The organism is Rhizobium sp. 268 (assembly GCF_036571585.1).
GTDB lineage: Bacteria > Pseudomonadota > Alphaproteobacteria > Rhizobiales > Rhizobiaceae > Rhizobium > Rhizobium redzepovicii.
Genome location: NZ_JAPPSO010000011.1, coordinates 190,625 through 213,065 on the forward strand (window position 1 = coordinate 190,625; position 22,441 = coordinate 213,065).

The window sequence follows — 22,441 nt, forward strand, 5'->3', positions numbered from 1 at the left end:
GTCAACTCTCGGAGCGATCCGGGCGGAGCCCGCCGATGAAGAGCTGTTCCAGAAACCGCGCAGCATCCTCGAAGCGCCCCTCTCCGGAATGCTCCTGTCCGAGCACGGCACGCACCTGGACGTCGAAATCCGCGTAATGCTGCGTCGTCGACCAGATGGAGAAGATCAGGTGGTAGGGATCACATTTGGCGATCTTGCCTGATTTCGTCCAGGCGCGGATGACCTCCGCCTTCTCGTCGACCAGTTCCTTCAGCGGCCCCTTCAGCTCGTCCTCGATATGCGGAGCGCCCTGCAGCACCTCATTGGCGAAGAGCCGGCTTTCACGCGGAAAATCGCGGGCCATCTCCAGCTTGCGTCTGATATAGCTGCGGATTTCCTCTTCCGGATTGCCTTCGGCGTCGAAGGCGCGCAGCGGCTCCAGCCAGGTGTAGAGCACGCGATCGATCAGCGCCCGGTGCATCGCTTCCTTGGTGCGAAAATAATAGAGCAGGTTGGGTTTCGACATGCCGGCCACTTCGGCGATCTGGTCAATGGTCGAGCCGCGAAAGCCGCTTGCCGAAAACACGTCGAGCGCCGCCTCCAGGATCTGCTCTTCCTTCTCCTCCTGAATTCGCGTCCGCCTCAGGGTTTTCGCTGCTCTCGGTATGGTCACAGGCTGTCGTTTCCCCTTGAAATTCAACTTCTTCGCTCAAGTTTTAGCAGGAGGAACCCCTGCCGCTTTCTTGAGCAACTGCCCGTATTTTTATCGGCAATTTTCGTGATTTTCGTCTTGAGCCCGGCGGTGGAAGTTGTAATGTTTACCAATCGGTCAAATTATCCGCCAGATGAAAAACAAAGGCAACTGGCGATTTTCCGGCGCTCGACAAAACCAATAAGAGGCGTTGGAATAGACCACGGGAACAGGCGGGCATGCCACTTCACATGGCTGCCGCAAACAGGTGAGGGCTTGAAGAATGGTGGCAGCACCAGGCGAGAACATGCGCGTCAATGGCGACCGTCTCTGGGACAGTCTCATGGACATGGCGAAGATCGGCCCCGGCATTGCCGGCGGCAACAATCGTCAGACGCTGACGGATTCGGATGCCGAGGGCCGAAGCCTTTTCAAGACATGGTGCGACGACGCGGGCCTCGCCATGGGCATCGACCAGATGGGCACGATGTTCGCTACCCGCCCCGGCACTGATCCCGATGCCCTGCCCGTCTATGTCGGTTCGCATCTCGACACCCAGCCGACCGGCGGCAAATATGACGGCGTGCTCGGCGTGCTGGCTGCCCTCGAAGTCGTGCGCACCATGAACGATCTCGGCATCAAGACCAAACATCCCATTGTCGTCACCAACTGGACGAACGAGGAAGGCGCGCGTTTTGCCCCTGCCATGCTGGCCTCAGGCGTCTTCGCAGGCGTGCACAGCCTGGACTTTGCCTATAATCGCAAGGATCCCGAGGGCAATCTCTTCGGCGACGAACTGAAACGCATCGGCTGGCTCGGTGACGAAGAGGTCGGTGCCCGCAAGATGCACGCCTATTTCGAATATCACATCGAGCAAGGCCCGATCCTTGAGGCCGAAGACAAGCAGATAGGCGTCGTCACTCACTGTCAGGGCCTGTGGTGGCTGGAATTCACGCTAACCGGCAAGGAAGCCCATACCGGCTCGACGCCGATGAACATGCGCGTCAATGCCGGTCTTGCCATGTCGCGCATCCTGGAAATGGTTCAAGGCGTGGCGATGGGCGAGCAGCCGGGCGCCGTCGGCGGTGTCGGCCAGATGTTCTTTTCGCCGAACTCCCGCAACGTGCTGCCCGGCAAGGTCGTCTTCACCGTCGACATCCGCTCGCCCGACAAGGCCAAGCTCGACCGCATGCGGGCAAAGATCGAGGCCGAAGCGCCTGGCATCTGCGATGCGCTGGGTGTCGGCTGTTCCGTCGAGGCGATCGGCCATTTCGCGCCTGTTACCTTCGACGAAAAGCTCGTCACCGCAGTTCGCTCCGCCGCCGAACGCCTCGGCTACACCCACATGAACCTCATCTCCGGCGCCGGCCACGACGCCTGCTGGGCCGCCAAGGTCGCGCCTGCGACCATGGTCATGTGCCCCTGCGTCGGCGGCCTCTCGCACAATGAAGCGGAAGAGATTTCCAAGGAATGGGCGACGGCGGGCGCCGACGTGCTGTTCCATGCCGTCGTGGAGACGGCGGAGATCGTGGTGTGATGTCTAACGTCGCGCCCGGAGCCCCCTCATCCGCCCTTCGGGCACCTTCTCCCCGAGGGGAGAAGGGGGAAGCCGCAACGTCAGCCGCTCCCCTCTCCCCAGCGGGGAGACGGTGGCCCGAAGGGTCGGATGAGGGGGCTCCGGGCGCGACTAGAATTATCAAACAGGATATCCGTAAACATCGCCCAGCGAATACCGGACAAGCCCGCCAGCTTCGCCGCAACGAAACCGAAGAGGAATACCACCTCTGGGGTGACTTACGCGCACGACGCCTGAACCGCTACAAATTCGCGCGACAAGTTCCGGTCGGCCCCTTCATCGTCGATTTCCTCTGTCGCGAAGAGCGGATGATTGTAGAAGTCGATGGCTTCCAGGATGCCGAGAGCGCGACCGATCAACGCCGAACGGAATGGCTCAATACCAATGGTTATTCCGTGCTGCGCTTCTGGAATCAGGAAATCTCGCGTGAGCGGCGCTGGGTCCTGGAAACAATCCTGGCAGCACTGCAGGGCCGACTCGAACTCAGCTCCGAATTGCCGAACTTCTATTTCGCCAGCCGCTTCACAGATCAAGGATAGGGAACGATCATGACAACAGTCATCAAAAACGGCACCATCGTCACGGCCGACCTCACCTACAAGGCTGACGTCAAGATCGACGGTGGCAAGATCGTCGAGATCGGTCCGAACCTCTCGGGCGACGAGACGCTCGACGCCTCCGGCTGTTATGTCATGCCGGGTGGCATCGATCCGCACACCCATCTCGAAATGCCCTTCATGGGCACCTATTCCTCCGACGATTTCGAGAGCGGTACGCGCGCGGCGCTTTCCGGCGGCACGACCATGGTGGTCGATTTCGCCCTACCCGCTCCCGGCCAGTCGCTGCTGGAAGCGCTGACCATGTGGGACAACAAGTCGACGCGGGCCAATTGCGATTATTCCTTCCACATGGCGGTCACCTGGTGGAGCGAGCAGGTCTTCAAGGAGATGGAGACCATCGTCCGCGACAAGGGCATCAACACCTTCAAGCACTTCATGGCTTACAAGGGCGCGCTGATGGTCGACGACGACGAGATGTTCGCCTCGTTCCAGCGCTGCGCCGAACTCGGGGCGCTGCCGCTGGTGCATGCCGAAAACGGCGACGTCGTCGCCTCGATGTCGGCAAAGCTGCTTGCCGAGGGCAACAACGGCCCCGAAGCGCATGCCTATTCCCGCCCCGCCGAGGTGGAGGGCGAGGCCACCAACCGCGCCATCATGATCGCCGACATGGCCGGCTGCCCGGTCTATATCGTCCATACCTCCTGCGAGCAGGCGCATGAAGCGATCCGCCGTGCTCGCGCCAAGGGCATGCGTGTCTACGGCGAACCGCTGATCCAGCACCTGACGCTCGACGAGAGCGAATATTCCAATCCAGACTGGGACCACGCCGCCCGCCGCGTCATGTCGCCGCCCTTCCGCAACAAGCAGCACCAGGACTCACTCTGGGCCGGGCTTGCCTCCGGCTCGCTGCAGGTGGTCGCCACCGATCACTGCGCCTTCACCACGGCGCAGAAGCGTTTCGGCGTCGGTGATTTCACCAAGATCCCGAACGGCACTGGTGGCCTTGAAGACCGCATGCCGATGCTTTGGACCCGCGGCGTCAACACCGGCCGGCTGACGATGAACGAGTTCGTCGCCGTCACCTCGACCAACATCGCCAAGATCCTCAACATCTACCCGAAGAAAGGCGCGATCCTCGTCGGCGCCGATGCCGATATCGTCGTCTGGGATCCGAAGCGATCGAAGACCATCTCGTCCAAGAGCCAGCAGTCGGCGATCGACTACAACGTCTTCGAAGGCAAGGAAGTGACCGGCCTGCCGCGCTACACGCTGACGCGCGGCGTCGTCGCGATCGAGGAAAGCACCATCAAGACCCAGGAGGGCCATGGTGAATTCGTCCGGCGCGAACCGGTGACGGCCGTCAGCAAGGCACTCTCCACCTGGAAGGAGATCACCGCCCCCCGCAAGGTGACGCGCAGCGGCATTCCTGCGACCGGCGTGTGACGATGCTCCATGACCAAACCGCCATCAACCGGAGAACGGCGCCTTCATGTCGATGACCTCATGCCGGCACCAGCGCATCCAACTCCGGCAGCAGCACGACGCTTTCCTGCTCGTTCGGATCGGTGCGGGCGATGATCGCCGTGCACGGCGTGCTGCTGAGGTTTGCCGGCATATGCGGCACGCCGGCCGGGATGTAGAAGAGTTCGCCGGCATGGACGATAACGTGCTGCTCGAGCCGGTCTCCGTACCAGGTATGAGCCTCGCCGGAGAGCATGTAGATCGCCGTCTCATGCGCCTCGTGCAGATGCGCCTTGGCGCGCACGCCGGGCGGGATCGTCAGCAGGTGCATGCAGATGCCCTTGGCGCCCACCGTCTCGGCCGCGATCCCTTGGAAATAGCTGAGCCCCTGCTTGCCGTCATAGGCATGGTTGGGCCGAACGATGTGGCAGGTGGGTTTTGATGTCGCGTCCATTCTCTTCCTCCATAAAATGTGCCGCCGGCATGGCCTGCGGCGATGGTAACATGCAAACCGCCTCCCCGCGGCGAAAACAAGAACGGTCGCATTGATGCAAGCACCCTCCGTCGTATCCGCCAAGGATCTCTGTCTCACCTACCAGGCGAATGACGGCCCGGTGCGGGCTCTCAGCGATGTCAATCTCGATGTCCGCAAGGGCGATTTCGTCTCTTTCATCGGCCCCTCCGGCTGCGGCAAGACCACCTTCCTGCGTGTCATCGCCGATCTCGAAAAGAGCACTTCGGGCGAGATTTCGATCAACGGCATGACGCCGGAAGAAGCCCGCAAGGCCCGCGCCTACGGCTACGTCTTCCAGGCACCGGCGCTCTATCCCTGGCGCACCATCGAAAACAATATCGCCCTGCCGTTGGAGATCATGGGTTATTCCGGCGCCGACCGGACGAGGCGCATCGCTGAGGCGCTCGATCTTGTCAGCCTCACCGGCTTCGAGAAGAAATTTCCCTGGCAGCTTTCCGGCGGCATGCAGCAACGCGCCTCGATCGCCCGCGCGCTGGCCTTCGACGCCGACCTGTTGCTGATGGACGAGCCCTTCGGCGCGCTCGACGAGATCGTCCGCGACCATCTCAACGAAGAGCTCCTGAAACTCTGGGCCCGCACCAATAAGACCATCTGTTTCGTCACCCATTCCATCCCCGAGGCGGTCTACCTCTCGACCAAGATTGTGGTGATGTCGCCGCGCCCCGGCCGCGTGACCGACGTAATCGACTCGACGCTGCCGGCCGAGCGCCCGCTCGATATCCGTGACACCCCGGAATTCCTGGAGATCGCCCATCGTGTCCGCGAAGGGTTGAGGACGGGGCATAGCCATGAGGTTTAGGCGGTTGAGTTCGAGGCTTACCCTCCTCTGCCCTGCCGGGCATCTCCCTCACAAAGGGGGAGATCGGCAAGAGGATAGCACGTCGGTCGTCACTGATTCCACGCTGGATCAGGGGCCCTTCGTTGTTTGGAGAAGCCGTTTCCGCATATCGATCTCCCCCCTTGTGGGGGAGATGCCCGGCAGGGCAGAGGGAGGTGGCTACGCATTCGACCTCAAATGGGGGCAGTCGCTATGACACCCGACACCCTCAAAAACAAGATTGTCCCCGTCACCACCATCCTGCTTGCTCTTATCGCCATCTGGTATGTCGCAGCCGTTCTCATGAATGCGCCGTTCCAGCGCGATATGGACAGCCGCGCCGGCGCCACACCGACGACGCTCGAATTCATCGGCAAGACGCTGGCGCAGCCGAAGCCGATCTTGCCGGCGCCGCATCAGGTGGCGCAGAACGTTTATGAGAACACCGTCCTGCGCAGCCTTTCGAGCAATCGCAGCCTCGTCTATCACAGCTGGGTGACGCTCTCCTCCACCCTGCTCGGCTTCGGCTTCGGCATGCTGCTCGGCATTCTTCTTGCGGTGCTGATCGTGCACAACCGCGCCATGGACCGCTCGCTGATGCCCTGGCTGGTGGCGAGCCAAACCATCCCGATCCTCGCCATCGCGCCGATGATCGTCATCATCTCCTACAATGTGCTGACCGGTGACAATGCGCTTGCGCATCTGTTAAACCTCGATTCCGACGCCTCCCGCCTCGTCTCCAAGGCGCTGATTTCCACCTACCTTTCATTCTTTCCCGTCGCCGTCGGCATGGTGAAGGGCTTGCGGTCACCTGAGATCATGCATCTCGACCTGATGCGCACCTATTATGCGAGCCCGATGCAGACCTTCTGGAAGTTGCGGGTTCCGGCCTCGATCCCCTTCCTCTTCACCTCGATGAAGGTCGCGATCGCCGCCAGCCTCGTTGGCGCCATCGTCGGCGAACTGCCGACAGGTGCGGTTGCCGGCATCGGCTCGAAGCTGCTGGCCGGCTCTTATTACAGCCAGACCATCGATATCTGGGCGGCTCTCGTCGCCGGGTCGCTGCTGGCAGGCATCCTGGTTGCGATCGTCGGCCTTGCGGCGAAGATCGTCGACCGTGCCATGGGCGGGAGGCCGGCATGAGACATCTGACCTTCTCTTGGCAGGGCGTGACCGCCCTCCTCTTCTGCATGGCAGCGCTTGTCACCCTGCCGCTTTTGGCCGAAGGCGCGGCGCAGCCCTTCACCGACGGCACGGCAAGCCTTGTCTTCACCATCGTCATGGCGGCTGCCCTGCTGTCCTTTGCACCGCAGCCGCCGGCCTATCGCGCCACCGTGCTGTTCATCGGCGCGCATGGCGCCGCCTGGATGCTGCTTTCCGCTCTCTCCGGCAATGAGGGCATGGCAACGCGGGCTTATTTCCTGCTGTTGTTTTCCTGCTGGCTGCTTGCCTGGCGATGCGTAACCGAGCTGTCGAAACTGCAGCCCGTCACTGCTTTGGGCAAATCGGCGCTCCAGTTGCTGATCCCGGCGATCTTCGGCGCCTGGATCCTCATCCTCTGGGAAGCCGCGACGCGCGGCGCCGGCATTCCCTTCATCATCCTGCCGCCGCCGAGCGCCATCGGCGCCCGTATCATGGCCTCTCTGCCGATCCTCGGTGCTGATGTCAGGCAGACGATCTTCAAGGCGGTGCTGATCGGTTATATCGTCGGCTGCCTCAGCGGCTTTGCCGTCGCGGTGCTGGCCGACCGCATCACCTTCCTGCGCCGTGGCCTGCTGCCGATCGGCAACATGGTGTCGGCCCTGCCGATCATCGGCGTGGCCCCGGTCATGGTCATGTGGTTCGGCTTCGACTGGCCGTCGAAAGCAGCCGTCGTCATCATCATGACTTTCTTCCCGATGCTGGTGAATACCGTCGCCGGCCTTGCCGCCTCCGGCAGCATGGAGCGCGACCTGATGCGCACTTATGCCTCGAGCGACTGGCAGACGCTGCTCAAGCTCAAGCTTCCGGCCGCCATGCCCTTCATTTTCAACGCACTGAAGATCAACTCGACGCTGGCGCTGATTGGTGCCATCGTTGCCGAATTCTTCGGAACGCCGATCGTCGGCATGGGCTTTCGCATCTCCACAGAGATCGGCCGCATGAATGTCGACATGGTTTGGGCGGAAATCGCTATCGCGGCGCTGGCCGGATCGATCTTTTATGGCATCATCGCCCTGACCGAACGGGCGGTGACGTTCTGGCATCCGTCTATCCGTGGTGGCTAGGCGCGCCCGGGCTTCGCAAATGGGGTACGGGCATAACTTCAGAGGGTAAGGATAAGAAAATGAAAAAGTTGATGGTTGCAATGATGGCGAGCGCGATGACGCTTGCCGCTGCCCAGGCGATGGCCGCCGACAAGGTGGTGCTGCAGCTGAAATGGGTCACGCAGAGCCAGTTCGGCGGTTATTACGTTGCCAAGGACAAGGGCTTCTACAAGGAAGAAGGCCTCGACGTCGATATCAAGCCGGGCGGCCCCGATATCGCCCCTGAGCAGGTGATCGCCGGCGGCGGCGCCGATGTCATCGTCGATTGGATGGGCGGCGCCCTGGTTGCCCGCGAAAAGGGCGTTCCGCTCGTCAACATCGCCCAGCCCTATCAGAAATCGGGCCTGGAGATGATTTGCCGCAAGGATGGCCCGGTCAAGACCGAAGCCGACTTCAAGGGCCACACGCTCGGCGTCTGGTTCTTCGGTAACGAATATCCTTTCTTCGCTTGGATGAACAAGCTGGGTCTGTCGACGGAAGGTGGCGCGAACGGCGTCACCGTGCTGAAGCAGAGCTTCGACGTGCAGCCGCTCGTCCAGAAGCAGGCCGACTGCATCTCTGTGATGACCTACAATGAATACTGGCAGGCGATCGATGCTGGCTTCAAGCCGGAGGAACTGACGGTCTTCAACTATACCGAGATGGGCAACGACCTGTTGGAAGACGGCCTCTATGCGATGGAAGACAAGCTGAAGGATCCGGCCTTCAAGGAGAAGATGGTCAAGTTCGTCCGCGCCTCAATGAAGGGCTGGAAATATGCGACCGAAAATCCGGACGAAGCCGCCGAGATCGTCATGGACAATGGCGGTCAGGACGACAATCACCAGAAGCGGATGATGGGCGAAGTCGCCAAGCTGGTCGGTGACGGCTCAGGCAAGCTGGACGAAGCGCTCTATGCCCGCACCACAAAGGCGCTGCTCGACCAGAAGATCATCAACAAGGAGCCCTCCGGCGCCTGGACGCACGACATTACCGACGCCGCAGCCAAGTAATCGCGGCAAACAATGCGAAAACGAAACGCGCGGGAGATCTCCGCGCCTTTCTTTTATCCACCTGATAAAAAACACCTTGCAACTGTCGCATTTGTCGGGCGTCAAACGTCATAGGGGAACAGGATCAATCATCGTCATGTTCACATAACCCTCCGGTGATTGATTCAGGTTTCGATGGTAATTATTATCGGCTCATGGGGAATTGTTTTCTGCCGGGCTTGCATATCGAGCAAATCGATACCAATTAAAAGCCGATTTGCCGGCGAGGGACGAAGACGGCAATTGTGCGGATACCCCTGAGAATGCAGGAAAGGCAGTGGCCTGGTCGCGAGCTGAGTGGCAGACGCGCGAGTTCGGCTAAGCTTGTTACAAGATTGGACGAAGACGCATGGCACGCAAGCCGATTGAAATTCTAGGCGCCGCTACCTTTTTTGCAGCAGCTCTCGCTGCATCCACGGCATTTTCGCAGGAAAAGCCGGTCGAAAAACCGCAGCAGAATCTGCCGGCGATCGTCGTCACCAAGGCTGTGAATCGCACGCTCGTCGACCGTGTCATCGGCACGGGAACGATCAAGCCCGTCGAGGAAGTTTATATTCAACCGCAGGTCGAAGGCCTGTCGATCCGTACGTTGAAAGCCGATGTCGGCGACAAGGTTGAGGCGGAAAGCACGTTGGCGACGCTCAACGACGACGCGCTGGTGCTGGAGAAGAGCCAGATGATGGCGACGAAAGCCAAGGGTGAGGCAAGCCTCGCCCAGCTGCGCGCCCAGCTCATCGAGGCGCAGGCCAATGCCGAACAAGCAAGGCAGCAGCAGGCCCGCGCCCAGGAAATGGTCAAGAAGGGTACGGTTTCCACCGCTCAGGTCGAGCAGGCCGATGCGACGGCCGCCGCCGCCAATGCCCGCGTCGTCTCCGCCGAACAGGCGATCGAGGTTGCCGAGGCCGATCTCAAGGTCTTCGACAGCCAGATCGCCGATGCGGATCTGAAGCTGGCGCGCACCGATGTGAAGACGCCGGTGGCCGGCACGGTCTCGGCGAAGAACGCCAAGGTCGGCGCCATTGCCGCCGGCAACGGCGACCCGCTGTTCACCCTCATCCGCGACGGCGATGTCGAGCTTGTCGCAGAGGTCGCCGAAAGCGACATCGTCAGGGTCGTGGCCGGCCAGAAGGCAGCGATTTCGCTTTCCGGCAGCCGCGAGAAGCTATCTGGCGCCGTGCGCCTGGTATCGCCGACCGTCGATCCCACCACCCGCCTCGGTCTCGTCCACATCTCGATCGACGACGACAGCAAGGCGCGCTCCGGCATGTATGGCAGCGCCGAGATCATCGTTCGCGAGACGGAGGGCGTATCGCTTCCGCTGACCGCCGTGCTCACCGGCAACGAAGGCTCGTCGGCCCGCAAGGTCGAGGATGGCGTGGTGAAATTCGCCAAGGTCGAGACCGGCATCCAGGACGGTGCCTATGTCGAGATCGTCGATGGATTGAAGAGCGGCGACGAGGTCGTGGCCAAGGCGGGCGCTTACGTCCGTGACGGCGACCACATCACGCCGGTGCGTGAACAGCCCCCGGCTTCCAACTAAAGAGACCATCCGATGAATTTTTCAGCCTGGTCCATTCGAAACCCGATCGCGCCGCTGCTGGCCTTCTGCCTGTTGATATTCATCGGCATGCAGTCCTTCAATAAGCTGCCGATCACGCGCTTCCCGAACATCGACGTTCCGCTTGTTTCGATCAGCGTCACGCAGAGCGGCGCTTCGCCGGCCGAACTCGAAATGCAGGTGACGAAGGAGATCGAAGACGCAATCGCCTCCATCACCGGCATCGACGAAATCCAGTCGACGGTGACCGACGGCAGCTCGCAGACCAACGTCATGTTCCGCATGGAAGTGCCGACGGAACAGGCCGTGCAGGACGTCAAGGATGCGATCGACCGCATTCGCAGCGATCTGCCGGCGACCGCCGAGGCACCGATCGTCACCAAGGTCGATGTCGAGGGCCAGGCGATCCAGACCTTCGCAGTGTCCTCTCCCGATATGTCACTGGAAGAACTCTCCTGGTTCGTCGACGATACTGTCAAGCGTGCGTTGCAGGGTCAGGCCGGCATCGGCCGCGTCGACCGTTACGGCGGCGCCGAGCGCGAAGTGCGCATCGAACTCACCCCCGGCAAGCTCGATGCACACGGCATCACCGCCGCCAGCGTCAACCAACAGCTGCGCGGCACCAACGTCGATCTCGGCTCCGGCCGCGGCCAGGTGGCCGGCAGCGAACAGGCAATCCGCGTTCTCGGCGACGCCCGCAACGTCGCCGAACTTGCCGATACGACCATTGCGCTGCCGAACGGCCGTTTCGTCAAGCTGTCCGATCTCGGCGTCATCAAGGACACCTACGAGGAGCCGAAATCCTTCTCGCGCTTCAACGATACGCCTGTTGTCACCTTCGGCGTCTTCCGCTCGAAGGGCGCCAGCGAAGTCAGCGTCGCCGAAACCGTCGCGCAGAGCCTCGACAAGGTCCGCAGCGAAAACCCGAACGTGAAGATCGAACTGATCGACGATTCGGTTTATTTCACCTACGGCAACTACGAAGCCGCCATCCACACGCTGCTCGAAGGCGCGCTGCTTGCGGTCATCGTCGTTCTGCTGTTCCTCCGGAACTGGCGCGCGACGCTGATTTCGGCCATCGCCCTGCCGCTTTCGGCGATCCCGACCTTCTGGGTCATGGACATGATGGGCTTCTCGCTGAACCTCGTCAGCTTCCTCGCCCTGACGCTGGCGACAGGTATTCTGGTGGACGACGCGATCGTCGAAATCGAGAACATTGCCCGCCATATCAAGATGGGCAAGACGCCCTACCGGGCGGCGATCGAGGCGGCCGATGAAATCGGCCTTGCCGTCATCGCCACCACCTTCACCATCATCGCCGTCTTCGTGCCGGTTTCATTCATGCCGGGCATTCCCGGCCAATACTTCATCCAGTTCGGCCTGACCGTCGCCTTCTCCGTCTTCTTCTCGCTGATGGTCGCACGCCTCATCACCCCGATGATGGCCGCCTATCTGATGCGTGCAGAAGATGGCGTCGACGACCATCATGACAATGACAGCCTGCTGATGCGTGGATACACCCGACTCATCCGCGGCACGACGGGGCGTTGGTACACCCGTTATGCGACCTTGCTTGTCGCGTTTGGCTTCCTGATCGGCTCGGTTTTGCTGCTGATGCAGGTTCCGGGCAGCTTCCTGCCGCCCGAAGACGCTTCACGAATCGTTCTCTCCGTCGAATTGCCGCCCAATGCAAGGCTTGACGACACCGAGAAGACGACGGATGCGATCTATGACAGGGTCAAGGATATCAACGGCGTCGAAAGCGTCTTCGTCCTCGGCGGCGCATCTCCGAAGGGCGACCTCGAACTGCGTCGTGCAACCATCACGCTGGCACTCCATAAGCTCGACCAATCGCTGATCAAGAAGATGGTCAACGACGGGCTCGGCCACATCCCCCTCATCGGCCCGATGCTGCCGAAAGTGGAAGTCCACGGCCGCGAGCGTCCGCAATGGAATATTGAAAAGGAAGTCTTCGCCAAGCTGCGCGACATTCCCGACGTTCATATCCTGAAGCTTAACGACCGCGGCGAACGCGACCTCTCCTTCAACTTCCTTTCCAAGAACGAGAAGGACCTGAACGACGCCGTCGGCATCCTGGAATCCAAGCTCCGCGCCGATCCGCTGCTTGCCAATGTCAGCGCCGACGGCGCCCTGCCTCGTCCGGAACTGCAGGTCTATCCACGCAAGGACGAAGCCGCACGCCTCGGCATCACGCCGCAGCAGATTTCCGAGACGATCCGTGTCGCCACCATCGGCGATGTCGATGCCGCCCTTGCCAAGATCTCGCTCGACGATCGCCAGATCCCGATTCGGGTGCAGGCGGCAGTTGACATGCGCCGCGATCTCTCAGCCATCCGCGCATTGAAGATCCAGACCGCCAGCGGCGGCACAGTTCCGCTCGCGAGCGTCGCCAATATCGACTACTCCGAGGGCGTAAGCTCGATCAAGCGCAACAACCGTTACCGCGTCGTCTCAATCGGCTCCGATCTGCCGCAGGGTGTAGCCCTCGACACGGCTTCGGCCCGTTTCCGCGAGATCGTCAAATCAGCCAACATCCCGGCCTCTGTGCACCTTGCCGAAAGCGGCGACACCAAGGTGCAGACCGAGATGCAGCAGAGCTTCGTCAACGCCATGTTGATGGGTCTGTTGCTGGTGTTGACGGTGCTGATCCTGCTTTTCAAGGACGTGATCCAGCCCTTCACCATCCTGTTCTCGCTGCCGCTTGCCATCGGCGGCGTCGCGGCGGCTCTGATCATCACCAGCAATCCGCTGTCGATGCCCGTCATGATCGGCATTCTGATGCTGATGGGTGTCGTCACCAAGAACGCCATCCTGCTCGTCGATTTCGCGATCGAGATGCGCCATCAGGGCATGGCTCGTGTCGAGGCCATGGTCGAAGCCGGCCGCAAGCGCGCCCGGCCGATCATCATGACCTCGATCGCCATGTCGGCGGGCATGCTGCCTTCGGCGCTCGGTGTCGGCGAAGGCGGCTCGTTCCGCGCGCCGATGGCGATCGCGGTGATCGGCGGCATCATCGTCTCAACAGTGCTATCGCTGGTCGTCGTGCCCTCCTTCTTCCTGATCATGGACGATCTGTCCCGCCTGCTCGGCTGGATGTTCGGACGCCTGGTCGGCCGGAAGGACGACGAGGAACTGCCGCTGTCGCGCGAGGAACTCACCCGTGTTACCCGCGAGAACCGCGGCGACATCGACTCGCTGGAGGAGCGGCTGACCGCAATCGAAAAGCCGGAAAGCAAGCGCAAGAGCGCCAAAGACACCAACGTGCTCCGCTTGCCGCCTTTCGCAGCAGAATGAGCAAAACTCAGAACATGAACGGGCCGGGAGTGATCTCCCGGCCCGTTTCATTTTGCCGTTCGCGCCGCCATCCGCAGCGTCGGTCGACAGCGGCAGGTCTTCTCGTCAGAGCCCGCCCTGCTCCCTGAGAAAACTGACGATCGAGCTAACGCCGTCACCGCGTTTCATGTCGGAGAAGACGAAGGGGCGGCTTGCGCGCATGCGCGTCGCATCCCGGTCCATTACCTCGAGATCGGCACCGACATAGGGCGCCAGATCCTTCTTGTTGATGACGAGAAGGTCCGACCGGGTGATGCCGGGCCCGCCCTTGCGCGGGATTTCCTCGCCCTGGCAGACGGAGATGACATAGATGGTGATATCGGCAAGATCGGGCGAGAAGGTCGCCGCCAGATTGTCGCCGCCGGATTCGATGAAGACCACGTCGAGATCCGGGATCCGCTGGTTGAGGCCGGCGATCGCCTGAAGATTAATCGTCGCATCCTCGCGAATGGCGGTGTGCGGGCAGCCGCCGGTCTCGACGCCGACGATCCGGTCCGAAGGCAGTGCCTGCATGCGCACCAGCGCCTCGGCATCCTCGGTCGTGTAGATGTCGTTGGTGACGACGGCGACGGAATAGTCGTCGCGCATCGCCTTGCAGAGCTTTTCAGTCAGCGCCGTCTTGCCCGAACCGACCGGTCCGCCGATGCCGACCCGCAGAGGTCCGTTTCTTGATTTCATATGCCTTACTCCAATCGAACCCGATGATAGCGACGCCGAGGCCACACGCCACCGTCAAATGACGCAGATGCTCGGATAATTTACGCCATCACGAACGGAACAGCCGCGTCGCCTGCGTCTCATGCCGCAGGCCGGCAATATCAGCCTGCACCGTCGCCGAGCCGAGATCGTCGAGCGACGAGACCGCTGCCCGCCGCGTGACCTCGGTGATGCTCTCTTCAAGACCGGCAAGCACGGCAACACCGTCCTTCTGGCCGGTGAAGCCGAGGCGGATGCCTGAGGAAACCGCCTGCGAGGCATAGGCATGCAGGAAGACGGCGAGCGCCTTCTCAGCCCCGATGCCGTGCGCGCCGGTGACAGCCCCGACCGCGACGGGATAGGCCGCCTTGTCAGGCAGCCTTTCGAACACACCATCCGGCCAGGCGCGTGCCGCCGTCAGGAAGGCCTCGCCGAGCAGCATAGTTTCCTGATGGCGCTCGCGCGATCCGGACAGCGCCTCCGCGAGCGCAGCGATCTCGGCAAGGCGCTCAGGCTCTTCCTGGAACCTGTGGCTTTCGGCCAAAAGTACCGCATCGTTCCAAACCGAGCCATGGCCGATCAGCGTGCCGATCCAGGCCGCCAGCGAGGCGGCATCGGTGACCAGCCCGTCGGCCACCGCCCGCTCCAGCCCGCCCGAATAGGCAAAGCTGCCGACCGGAAAGGCCGGCGAAAGCCATGCCGTCAGGCGCAACAATGCGTGCAGCTCACGATCTCCAGTCATCGAGCCTCAGTCGTGTTTATGGTCGTGATGATGCCCGTGATCGTGGTCATGGCCGTGATCACATCCCGGCCCATGCACATGCTCGTGGCCGTGATCATCTTTGGGCTCATGCCCGTGGTCATGCGCCGCATGACCGTGATCGTGCGAATGCGCGTCATGGGAATGATAGGCGCCGCGCGCCGGCTGGAAGGGTTCGTCGATGTCGAGGACGGTAGCGCCGAGCCCCTGCAGCATGCTGCGGATGACGTGGTCGCGCAGGATGACGATACGGTCTTCCTCGATCTGCGCCGCGAGATGGCGGTTGCCGAGATGCCAGGCAAGCTCGACCAGATGTGTGCGATCGCGGCCGCGAATTTCGAAGAGCTTCTCATCGGCCGCGAGAATCTCGATCAGTTCACCGTCGTCGCGCACCAGCAGGTCGCCATTGGCGAAAAGCACCGGGGCCTTGAGATCGAGCATGACCATCTCGCCATTTTCCAGATGCAGCAGCTTGCGGCGCAGATGGCGCAGATCGTGCGGCAGCTTGACCTGGGCGATCGGATGGGAGGACGGGGTTCCGGCGGGAAGATAGGAGGTAACGCGCTGCATGATATGTCCGTTTTGCTGAGGCGACCATGCAAAATAGCCTTTCCCGATGCAAGCACCAATGGCCTTTGTGCCCGCTTCGGGCTTTTATATTCCGTAAGCCTGCATCACGTTGTCGCTCTCGGTTCCCCTGCCCTTGGCCTCGAGGCCACTATCGGCGAGCCCGTGCCAGGCATGATGCAGGCCTTCCCGCTCGTGTACGACGCGATTGCGCCCGAGCGCCTTGGCGAGATAGAGCGCGCGGTCTGCCGACGCATAGACCGCCTGCTTGTTGCGGCCGGCGGCGAGATCGGCAACACCGCCGGAAACGGTAATACGGATATCGTGCCCTTCGGCCGCGATGGCGCCGCTTGCGATCCGGGCCCGGACACCTTCGATGCGTTCCATCCGCGCCTCCAGCGGCTTGCCGGAGATGATGATGCCGAACTCCTCCCCGCCCAATCTTGCGACGACGGACATTTCATCGAAGGCGGATATGAGTATGGCCGAGACCGCGGTGATGACGGCATCGCCGCAGCCATGGCCGAAGCGATCGTTGATCGCCTTGAAGCGGTCGACATCGAAAATAACAAGCGAGGCGTCGCCTTCGGTGTACTCGAGCGCCTCTGTGAAAGCGCGCCGGTTCAAAAGTCCCGAAAGCGTGTCCGTTCGGCTGAGCTTTTCGAACTCCGCCCGCGACAGCGTCAGTTCGTGCAGGGCAAAACCGGCGGCCAGCGACAGCATGCCGGAAACCGTCCCGCCGACAAGCCAGGAAAAAATGACGCCGAAGCCGATCGCGTTCGAAAGCGTCACCGGCAGCAGCCCGAGAAAATCGAGCGGCGGGATCGTCACTGCCATGATGATGCCGGAGAGAAGGACTGTCAGAAAGCTCATCTTCAATGCAAAGACATAGACGTTCCCGCGATATTGGAAATTGCCGAAATCGGCCTGCAGCGACATCCAGTTTCTCATGAGAATCGACCTTCCTGCCCGGCGTTCCAAGGCATTGATAGGAGCCAAATTGCTGCGGGTGTCTTAATCGACTCGTTAAAATTCGAACGGTTTCGGACCTTTCGGTGGACAGATTTTTTCTAGCAGGAGATGCAGCCCTCCAATCCCTGAATCGGACAGGGCGATGAGACAGTTAGCCGTTTGATTTAAAACAGCTTTATCAACCAAGAAGATGGAGCTGTCCCAGAATGGCCTAACTGAGTAAAATACCGGCTTTTCCACCGATTTTTACAACCGAACGGAGAGTATGATACACAATTCACTTTAAGAGCGGATCGCCTGGCGATTGGCTCAATTGTAGACACCGAGAGACAATCGCAATGATTGTGGAAGCGGATTCCATAAGCCGGTCCTAAGTCCCGCCGAGCGGAGCGCGGCAGCCGTCCACGTGTTGCAGCCGAAGAGCGCGTTGAAATATCCGTTGGCCTCGAAGAACCGGTCGATCTCGCCGTAACCCGCATCCGGAATGCCCGCCACCACGCCCCCATTTCGAACGAAGCTGTCCGCGATGAAATTCCGCAGCCGCGCCATTTGATCGTCGCCGATATTGAACGCCGCAACGGCCGGCTGCGGCTCAGCGATGCGACCGGCAAGATCGACATGCAACACCGAACGGTCCATCGTCAGCGCCCGCAGCACCGGCAGCGGCTTCAGCTCCGACCAGCTCGGGGTTTCCAGATAGAAGGCGCGGCCGCCCCAGCCGACGATGAGCCACTCCGCATCCGGATGGCCGAGCGGAAAACCGGTCTCGGCGAGAAAGGAAAAGGCAGCTCGCGTCTCCTCGTCGAGCGGAATGGCAATATCAGTATGGATCGGTCCGGACAGCAGCAGAATCCGATGCGTCGCCGCCGCAGACGACGCCCCGACGGTGGCAATCAGCGGCCGGGGAACGAAGGTCCCGCAGGCCGCCAGAAACACGAGCAGAAACACGGCCCGCAACAGCCAGCGGATGCCTGTTATCATCGGCGCCATCCGTCGCACAGAGGGCCGTGTGGCCTAAAACAGGAAATAGCGCTGCGCCATCGGCAACACCGTCGCCGGCTCGCATGTGAGCAACTCGCCGTTCGCCCTGACCTCGTAGGTCTCCGGATCGACTTCGATTTCCGGCGTCAGGTCGTTGTGGATCATCGACGCCTTGGAGATGCCGCCGCGCGTATTCTTCACCGCGACAAGTTGCTTGGCGACGCCGAGCCGGCCCTTCAGGCCAGCATCGACTGAGGCCTGACTGACGAAAGTGACGGAGGAATTGGTGAGGCTCCGGCCGTAGGAGGCGAACATCGGCCGGTAATGCACCGGCTGCGGCGTCGGGATCGAGGCATTCGGATCGCCCATCGGTGCTGCCGCGATCGAGCCGCCGAGCAGCACCATGTCGGGCTTCACGCCGAAGAAGGCCGGATTCCACAGCACAAGGTCGGCGCGCTTGCCGACTTCGACAGAGCCGATCTCGTGGCTGAGCCCATGGGCAATCGCCGGGTTGATCGTATATTTGGCGATATAGCGGCGGACGCGGAAATTGTCGTTATTGCCCTTTTCCTCCTTCAGCCGGCCGCGCTGGCGCTTCATCTTGTCGGCAGTCTGCCAGGTGCGGATCGCCACCTCGCCGACGCGACCCATGGCCTGGCTGTCGGACGAAATGATCGAAAAGGCGCCGATATCGTGCAATATGTCTTCGGCAGCGATCGTCTCCTTGCGGATGCGGCTTTCGGCGAAAGCGATATCCTCGGGGATCGACGGCGACAGGTGATGGCAGACCATCAGCATGTCGAGATGCTCGGCGATGGTGTTGACAGTATAGGGCCGCGTCGGATTGGTGGACGACGGGATGACGTTCGGCTGGCCGCAAATCTTGATGATGTCGGGCGCGTGACCGCCGCCCGCCCCTTCCGTGTGAAAGGCATGAATGGTGCGGCCCTTGATGGCGCCGATCGTATCCTCGACGAAGCCGCTTTCGTTCAGCGTATCGGTGTGGATCATCACCTGCACGTCATATTCGTCGGCGACCGACAGGCAGCAGTCGATGGCGCCTGGAGTCGTGCCCCAGTCCTCATGCAGCTTCAGCGAGGTGGCGCCGGCCAGCACCATCTCGGTCAGCGCCCCTGGCAGCGAGGCATTGCCCTTGCCGGCAAAGGCAAGGTTCATCGGGAAGGCGTCGGCCGCTTCGATCATCCGGGCGAGATGCCAGGGACCGGGCGTGCAGGTGGTGGCGAGCGTGCCGTGCGCCGGTCCCGTGCCACCGCCGAGCATGCAGGTCATGCCCGACATCAGCGCTTCCTCGATCTGCTGCGGCGCGATGAAGTGGATATGGCTGTCCATGCCGCCAGCGGTGACGATCTTGCCTTCGGCGGCGATCGCCTCCGTGCCCGGGCCGACGATGATATTGACGCCGGGCTGCATATCGGGATTGCCCGCCTTGCCGATGGCGACGATGCGCCCGTCCTTCAGCCCGATATCGGCCTTGTAGATGCCGGAGTGATCGACGATCACCGCATTGGTGATGACGGTATCGACCGCGCCGTCCGCTCGCGTCACCTGACTCTGGCCCATGCCGTCGCGGATCACCTTGCCGCCGCCGAACTTCACCTCTTCGCCATAGGTGGTGAAATCCTTTTCGATCTCGATGAAGAGTTCCGTATCGGCAAGGCGCACTTTGTCGCCGGTGGTCGGTCCGAACATGCCGGCATAGGCGGCGCGCGAGATCTTGTAGGGCATCCATCAGGCTCCGTAGGAGGAAGAGACAAGCGTTTTTCCGCCGAGCCGCTTGAGGCGGCCCAGGGCAATATAACTATCGACGAGCTGTCGTTCGGCCGCAAACGGGTGCCACTCCCAGCCGACGTGACCGAAGCCGGCCAACATCACCTCGGCTTCGGGAAATTTGCTCAGCACTTCGGCAATAACGATCATGCCGCTGCTCGGCACGACATAGGGTGCCGGCGCGAAAGCCGAGAGCGCCGCATCGACCACCTCGTGGATCGATTTGTCGATGACGACGTGCGTCTTGCCAGTCTCTGTGCAGAAGGCGCCGAATGCCTCCGTATAGTCGTCGCCGAAATCGTCGAGATCAGGATGCGAGACGGCAAGCGGCGCCCGCATCGCGGCGAATTTTTCCGGGTCGCGCACGCTCCAGACTTCGCGGGCCGAAACCACGCCGGGATGGGTGCGCCATTGTAGGGAACCGAGCATCGCCTTTGCGGGCCGGCCGGTATTGCACACCGCGACGGCGTCCGTCCTGCTACCGCCGGTCCCATAGGAACGGCAATCGTTAAAGCGGACGACGAAATCAGCGGCATCGATCACGCCTGCTTCCGCCTCCGCGACCTCGCCATTGCCGACGATTACGATTTTCCTGATCACCTTAGTTGCTCATCGTGTCTTCGAGCTCTTTCAGCTCTTTCGTGCGTTTGTCGGTGATGTTGGCGAGGCACCCGGCGACCAGCATCGGCTCCATCGTGCCGCCGCGGGCCTGGAAACCGAAGGCGTCGCACTCGGCGTCTCGATAATCGATCCAGGCGCGCTGCGCCTTGACCAGCGCCTGCTCCGCGCCCTTCATGTCGCCGTCGAGATCCTTGTCGACCGCCGCCACGGCGGCGCGGGTCTTCTTGTATTGTACATTCAAAGCCTTGTCGGCGGTCTCGTGGCGCGCCGCCTCGCAAGAGGTCATATCGGATTGCGTCTGGGGATTCTGGCAATCGACATCCTGAGCGGAAGCGCTACCAGCCATCAGCAGCATCGCCGCCCCGATGAGGCAGAAGTTCAAACGCATGCATCCCTCCCGTTAGAGCTTGCCCATCACCAGCTGACGGAAGCCATAGACCTCGCGCTTGCCGGAAAGCGGGATCAGCGTCACCGAGCGCGTCTGTCCCGGCTCGAAGCGCACCGCCGTTCCCGCCGGAATATCCAGTCGCTTGCCATGCGCCGCCGCCCGATCGAAGGAGAGTCCGGCATTGGTCTCGGCGAAATGATAGTGGCTGCCGACCTGCACCGGCCGATCACCGGTGTTCGAAACCTCCATCGTCACCGTCGGCGCGCCGGCATTCAGTTCGATGTCGCCGCTTGCGGCAATGATCTCACCCGGTATCATCTTATCTCCTTAAGCAGCCCTGGGCGCGCAGCCCTCGGCCTTCAGCACACGCTTCGTCGACGCCGGATGTTTGGCGAGCCTATCAGCCGGCCGGATGGGTCTGGCGACGAGATTGCCGCCGCAGTTGGGACAGACGCCCTTCAGCACGCGATCAACGCAATCGGCGCAGAAGGTGCATTCATAGGTGCAGATCCGTGCCTCCGCGCTCTCCGGCGGCAAATCCTTGTCGCAGCATTCGCAATTGGGCCTGAGCTCGAGCATATCGGTCTCCCTACCGGATCGGTTCGTGTACGGTAACGAGCTTGGTTCCGTCCGGAAAGGTCGCCTCCACCTGCACGTCATGGATCATCTCGGCAATCCCCTCCATCACCTGATCACGGCCGATCACATGAGCGCCGGCCTCCATCAGCTCAGCGACCGGACGACCGTCACGGGCGCCTTCGACGACGAAGTCGCTGATCAGCGCAATCGCTTCCGGGTAGTTCAGCTTGACGCCGCGCTCCAGCCGCCGCCGGGCCACCATCGCTGCCATCGATATCAGCAGCTTGTCTTTTTCTCTCGGAGTGAGGTTCATCTTCTACCTGCTTATTGAACTCATAGATTCCAGACTTTCGGCACGGGCGCACCATTGCGCAAGGCGGAAATGACCGGGATCAGGATTTTTCTCAGCGAAAAGCCGTCGGCTGCCGCAAGACGGACGACGAGCTTGCCGTCCCAGGCGCTCGCACCGCCCATCGCGCCTTCGACGAGCGGCCGCACCTTGCCGAGATAGGCTTCCGCAAGCGGCCCGGCATAAAGCAGCGTCGCAAAAGCCACCTGTCCGCCGAGCACCGCCTGACGCGCCGCCAGAGCGGCCACCCCTTCGGAAAGCCTCAGTTCTTCCGCATGGATCAGCCGACCCGAGCGGCGGATGCGCCAGCGGTCCCGGAAAAGCCCGGTCGTCACCGTCTCGCCCATCGCCTTGCGGCCGAGCAGTATGGCCTCGACGGCCAAAAATTCTGCGCTCTTGTCGAGATCGACATCCAGCCGGCGAAAAAGTGCGGAACGATCAAAGAGGATCGTTTCCTGCGGCAGCCAGTCGACGCGGGCCTGGGCTCCGACATTGATATTGGTCGTCACCTCGGCTGTGCCGGCCGATGCCTTGTAGATCTTCTCGCAGGCCTGAGTGGTGACGTCGATGCGCGTGTCCGCTCCGGCCTCAACGCTCCAATCCATCCGATCGCCGCCGGTCAGTCCACCAGCGGTGTTAATGATGACGGCTTCCATCGAGGCATCGAAGGTATCGGGCAGGCGGATCTTCGCCGCGCCCTCCTGATAGAGCTCACGCAGACGCGTGCGGCCGTCGAGCAGCTTTGCCGCCAGATGCCCGCGTCCTTCCGCTCTTTGCGGTCGCGTGCCTGCCGCCGCAATCATCATAACGTCCCTTTCGGTCGCGCCACCGGTTCGTTCGATTGCGCAGGTGACGGAAAGCAAGCAATTCCC

23 protein-coding genes are annotated in these 22,441 nt (G+C 61.7%); 9 read left to right on the top strand and 14 right to left on the bottom strand.

Features of this window, described 5'->3' with window-relative positions; all coding sequences use genetic code 11:
• Position 1: 1 nt before the first annotated feature.
• Positions 2-679, bottom strand: coding sequence for a TetR family transcriptional regulator C-terminal domain-containing protein (locus OS035_RS22310; protein ID WP_003590606.1), 678 nt, complete (start codon positions 677-679; stop codon positions 2-4).
• A gap of 274 nt (positions 680-953) precedes the next feature.
• On the opposite strand from OS035_RS22310, the gene OS035_RS22315 reads away from it, so the two are divergent.
• Genes OS035_RS22315 through hydA form a run of 3 tightly spaced genes read left to right on the top strand, consistent with a single transcriptional unit; the run spans position 954 to position 4,249 of the window.
• Positions 954-2,207, top strand: coding sequence for a Zn-dependent hydrolase (locus tag OS035_RS22315; protein ID WP_097629097.1), 1,254 nt, complete (start codon positions 954-956; stop codon positions 2,205-2,207).
• Entirely contained in the window at positions 2,207-2,785 is a 579-nt protein-coding gene (locus OS035_RS22320; RefSeq protein WP_097629098.1) for an endonuclease domain-containing protein, read from the top strand. Before OS035_RS22315 ends, OS035_RS22320 begins: the two co-directional genes overlap by 1 nt.
• Before the next feature lie 9 nt (positions 2,786-2,794).
• Complete coding sequence (hydA, locus tag OS035_RS22325; protein ID WP_097629099.1) at positions 2,795-4,249, top strand: dihydropyrimidinase; 1,455 nt, start codon at positions 2,795-2,797, stop codon at positions 4,247-4,249.
• Positions 4,250-4,307: 58 nt separating this feature from the next.
• On the opposite strand, the gene OS035_RS22330 is transcribed toward hydA, so the two are convergent.
• Positions 4,308-4,721, bottom strand: a complete 414-nt coding sequence (locus OS035_RS22330) for a cupin domain-containing protein (protein ID WP_012558715.1) — start codon at positions 4,719-4,721, stop codon at positions 4,308-4,310.
• A 94-nt stretch (positions 4,722-4,815) separates the two neighbouring features.
• Between OS035_RS22330 and OS035_RS22335 the strand changes: the two genes are divergently transcribed.
• The 6 genes from OS035_RS22335 (at position 4,816) to OS035_RS22360 (ending at position 13,829) form a co-directional block, all read left to right on the top strand.
• The gene (locus tag OS035_RS22335; protein WP_097629100.1) at positions 4,816-5,601 is read left to right on the top strand and encodes an ABC transporter ATP-binding protein; all 786 of its coding nucleotides are present in this window, start codon (positions 4,816-4,818) and stop codon (positions 5,599-5,601) included.
• Between the two features lie 231 nt (positions 5,602-5,832).
• Complete coding sequence (locus OS035_RS22340; protein ID WP_183777511.1) at positions 5,833-6,762, top strand: ABC transporter permease; 930 nt, start codon at positions 5,833-5,835, stop codon at positions 6,760-6,762.
• Complete coding sequence (locus OS035_RS22345) at positions 6,759-7,886, top strand: ABC transporter permease (RefSeq protein WP_097629103.1); 1,128 nt, start codon at positions 6,759-6,761, stop codon at positions 7,884-7,886. The genes OS035_RS22340 and OS035_RS22345 overlap by 4 nt, the downstream gene beginning before the upstream one ends.
• 59 nt (positions 7,887-7,945) lie before the next feature.
• A complete protein-coding gene (locus tag OS035_RS22350; protein WP_097629104.1) occupies positions 7,946-8,917 on the top strand; it encodes an ABC transporter substrate-binding protein in 972 nt (323 codons plus the stop codon).
• A 388-nt stretch (positions 8,918-9,305) separates the two neighbouring features.
• Positions 9,306-10,496 carry an efflux RND transporter periplasmic adaptor subunit gene (locus OS035_RS22355; RefSeq protein ID WP_183777510.1) on the top strand — a complete coding sequence of 397 codons (1,191 nt, stop codon included), beginning with the start codon at positions 9,306-9,308 and terminating at the stop codon, positions 10,494-10,496.
• Positions 10,497-10,508: 12 nt separating this feature from the next.
• Complete coding sequence (locus OS035_RS22360) at positions 10,509-13,829, top strand: efflux RND transporter permease subunit (protein ID WP_331814084.1); 3,321 nt, start codon at positions 10,509-10,511, stop codon at positions 13,827-13,829.
• A 105-nt stretch (positions 13,830-13,934) separates the two neighbouring features.
• On the opposite strand, the gene ureG is transcribed toward OS035_RS22360, so the two are convergent.
• The 12 genes from ureG to OS035_RS22420 all read right to left on the bottom strand — a co-directional run bounded on the left by ureG (position 13,935) and on the right by OS035_RS22420 (position 22,375).
• On the bottom strand, positions 13,935-14,546 hold the full coding sequence (gene ureG, locus OS035_RS22365) for an urease accessory protein UreG (RefSeq protein WP_003590582.1): 612 nt from the start codon (positions 14,544-14,546) through the stop codon (positions 13,935-13,937).
• A gap of 88 nt (positions 14,547-14,634) precedes the next feature.
• On the bottom strand, positions 14,635-15,306 hold the full coding sequence (locus OS035_RS22370; RefSeq protein ID WP_331814085.1) for an urease accessory protein UreF: 672 nt from the start codon (positions 15,304-15,306) through the stop codon (positions 14,635-14,637).
• A 6-nt stretch (positions 15,307-15,312) separates the two neighbouring features.
• Positions 15,313-15,894 carry an urease accessory protein UreE gene (ureE, locus tag OS035_RS22375; RefSeq protein WP_331814086.1) on the bottom strand — a complete coding sequence of 194 codons (582 nt, stop codon included), beginning with the start codon at positions 15,892-15,894 and terminating at the stop codon, positions 15,313-15,315.
• Positions 15,895-15,978: 84 nt separating this feature from the next.
• Positions 15,979-16,842 (bottom strand): GGDEF domain-containing protein, encoded by an 864-nt coding sequence (locus OS035_RS22380; RefSeq protein ID WP_097629110.1) that lies wholly within the window; start codon positions 16,840-16,842, stop codon positions 15,979-15,981.
• Positions 16,843-17,172: 330 nt separating this feature from the next.
• Positions 17,173-17,844, bottom strand: coding sequence for a TIGR02117 family protein (locus OS035_RS22385; protein ID WP_331814087.1), 672 nt, complete (start codon positions 17,842-17,844; stop codon positions 17,173-17,175).
• A 33-nt stretch (positions 17,845-17,877) separates the two neighbouring features.
• Positions 17,878-19,590, bottom strand: coding sequence for an urease subunit alpha (gene ureC / locus OS035_RS22390; RefSeq protein ID WP_183777504.1), 1,713 nt, complete (start codon positions 19,588-19,590; stop codon positions 17,878-17,880).
• A 3-nt stretch (positions 19,591-19,593) separates the two neighbouring features.
• A complete protein-coding gene (locus tag OS035_RS22395; RefSeq protein WP_331814088.1) occupies positions 19,594-20,232 on the bottom strand; it encodes a Urease operon accessory protein in 639 nt (212 codons plus the stop codon).
• A gap of 1 nt (position 20,233) precedes the next feature.
• Positions 20,234-20,641 (bottom strand): lysozyme inhibitor LprI family protein, encoded by a 408-nt coding sequence (locus OS035_RS22400; protein WP_331814089.1) that lies wholly within the window; start codon positions 20,639-20,641, stop codon positions 20,234-20,236.
• A gap of 12 nt (positions 20,642-20,653) precedes the next feature.
• A complete protein-coding gene (locus OS035_RS22405) occupies positions 20,654-20,959 on the bottom strand; it encodes an urease subunit beta (RefSeq protein WP_097629114.1) in 306 nt (101 codons plus the stop codon).
• A 9-nt stretch (positions 20,960-20,968) separates the two neighbouring features.
• On the bottom strand, positions 20,969-21,220 hold the full coding sequence (locus tag OS035_RS22410; protein WP_097629115.1) for a DUF1272 domain-containing protein: 252 nt from the start codon (positions 21,218-21,220) through the stop codon (positions 20,969-20,971).
• Positions 21,221-21,230: 10 nt separating this feature from the next.
• On the bottom strand, positions 21,231-21,533 hold the full coding sequence (locus OS035_RS22415) for an urease subunit gamma (protein ID WP_003561955.1): 303 nt from the start codon (positions 21,531-21,533) through the stop codon (positions 21,231-21,233).
• A 20-nt stretch (positions 21,534-21,553) separates the two neighbouring features.
• Complete coding sequence (locus OS035_RS22420; RefSeq protein ID WP_097629116.1) at positions 21,554-22,375, bottom strand: urease accessory protein UreD; 822 nt, start codon at positions 22,373-22,375, stop codon at positions 21,554-21,556.
• Positions 22,376-22,441: the final 66 nt, after the last annotated feature.

Bases quoted from the DNA above. Each gene is read 5' to 3' on its own strand.
- OS035_RS22315 (WP_097629097.1), top strand. From the start codon at position 954: ATGGTGGCAGCACCAGGCGAGAACATGCGCGTCAATGGCGACCGTCTC.
- OS035_RS22320 (WP_097629098.1), top strand. From the start codon at position 2,207: ATGTCTAACGTCGCGCCCGGAGCCCCCTCATCCGCCCTTCGGGCACCT.
- hydA (WP_097629099.1), top strand. From the start codon at position 2,795: ATGACAACAGTCATCAAAAACGGCACCATCGTCACGGCCGACCTCACC.
- OS035_RS22330 (WP_012558715.1), bottom strand. From the start codon at position 4,721: ATGGACGCGACATCAAAACCCACCTGCCACATCGTTCGGCCCAACCAT.
- OS035_RS22335 (WP_097629100.1), top strand. From the start codon at position 4,816: ATGCAAGCACCCTCCGTCGTATCCGCCAAGGATCTCTGTCTCACCTAC.
- OS035_RS22340 (WP_183777511.1), top strand. From the start codon at position 5,833: ATGACACCCGACACCCTCAAAAACAAGATTGTCCCCGTCACCACCATC.
- OS035_RS22345 (WP_097629103.1), top strand. From the start codon at position 6,759: ATGAGACATCTGACCTTCTCTTGGCAGGGCGTGACCGCCCTCCTCTTC.
- OS035_RS22350 (WP_097629104.1), top strand. From the start codon at position 7,946: ATGAAAAAGTTGATGGTTGCAATGATGGCGAGCGCGATGACGCTTGCC.
- OS035_RS22355 (WP_183777510.1), top strand. From the start codon at position 9,306: ATGGCACGCAAGCCGATTGAAATTCTAGGCGCCGCTACCTTTTTTGCA.
- OS035_RS22360 (WP_331814084.1), top strand. From the start codon at position 10,509: ATGAATTTTTCAGCCTGGTCCATTCGAAACCCGATCGCGCCGCTGCTG.
- ureG (WP_003590582.1), bottom strand. From the start codon at position 14,546: ATGAAATCAAGAAACGGACCTCTGCGGGTCGGCATCGGCGGACCGGTC.
- OS035_RS22370 (WP_331814085.1), bottom strand. From the start codon at position 15,306: ATGACTGGAGATCGTGAGCTGCACGCATTGTTGCGCCTGACGGCATGG.
- ureE (WP_331814086.1), bottom strand. From the start codon at position 15,894: ATGCAGCGCGTTACCTCCTATCTTCCCGCCGGAACCCCGTCCTCCCAT.
- OS035_RS22380 (WP_097629110.1), bottom strand. From the start codon at position 16,842: ATGAGAAACTGGATGTCGCTGCAGGCCGATTTCGGCAATTTCCAATAT.
- OS035_RS22385 (WP_331814087.1), bottom strand. From the start codon at position 17,844: ATGATAACAGGCATCCGCTGGCTGTTGCGGGCCGTGTTTCTGCTCGTG.
- ureC (WP_183777504.1), bottom strand. From the start codon at position 19,590: ATGCCCTACAAGATCTCGCGCGCCGCCTATGCCGGCATGTTCGGACCG.
- OS035_RS22400 (WP_331814089.1), bottom strand. From the start codon at position 20,641: ATGCGTTTGAACTTCTGCCTCATCGGGGCGGCGATGCTGCTGATGGCT.
- OS035_RS22405 (WP_097629114.1), bottom strand. From the start codon at position 20,959: ATGATACCGGGTGAGATCATTGCCGCAAGCGGCGACATCGAACTGAAT.
- OS035_RS22410 (WP_097629115.1), bottom strand. From the start codon at position 21,220: ATGCTCGAGCTCAGGCCCAATTGCGAATGCTGCGACAAGGATTTGCCG.
- OS035_RS22415 (WP_003561955.1), bottom strand. From the start codon at position 21,533: ATGAACCTCACTCCGAGAGAAAAAGACAAGCTGCTGATATCGATGGCA.
- OS035_RS22420 (WP_097629116.1), bottom strand. From the start codon at position 22,375: ATGATGATTGCGGCGGCAGGCACGCGACCGCAAAGAGCGGAAGGACGC.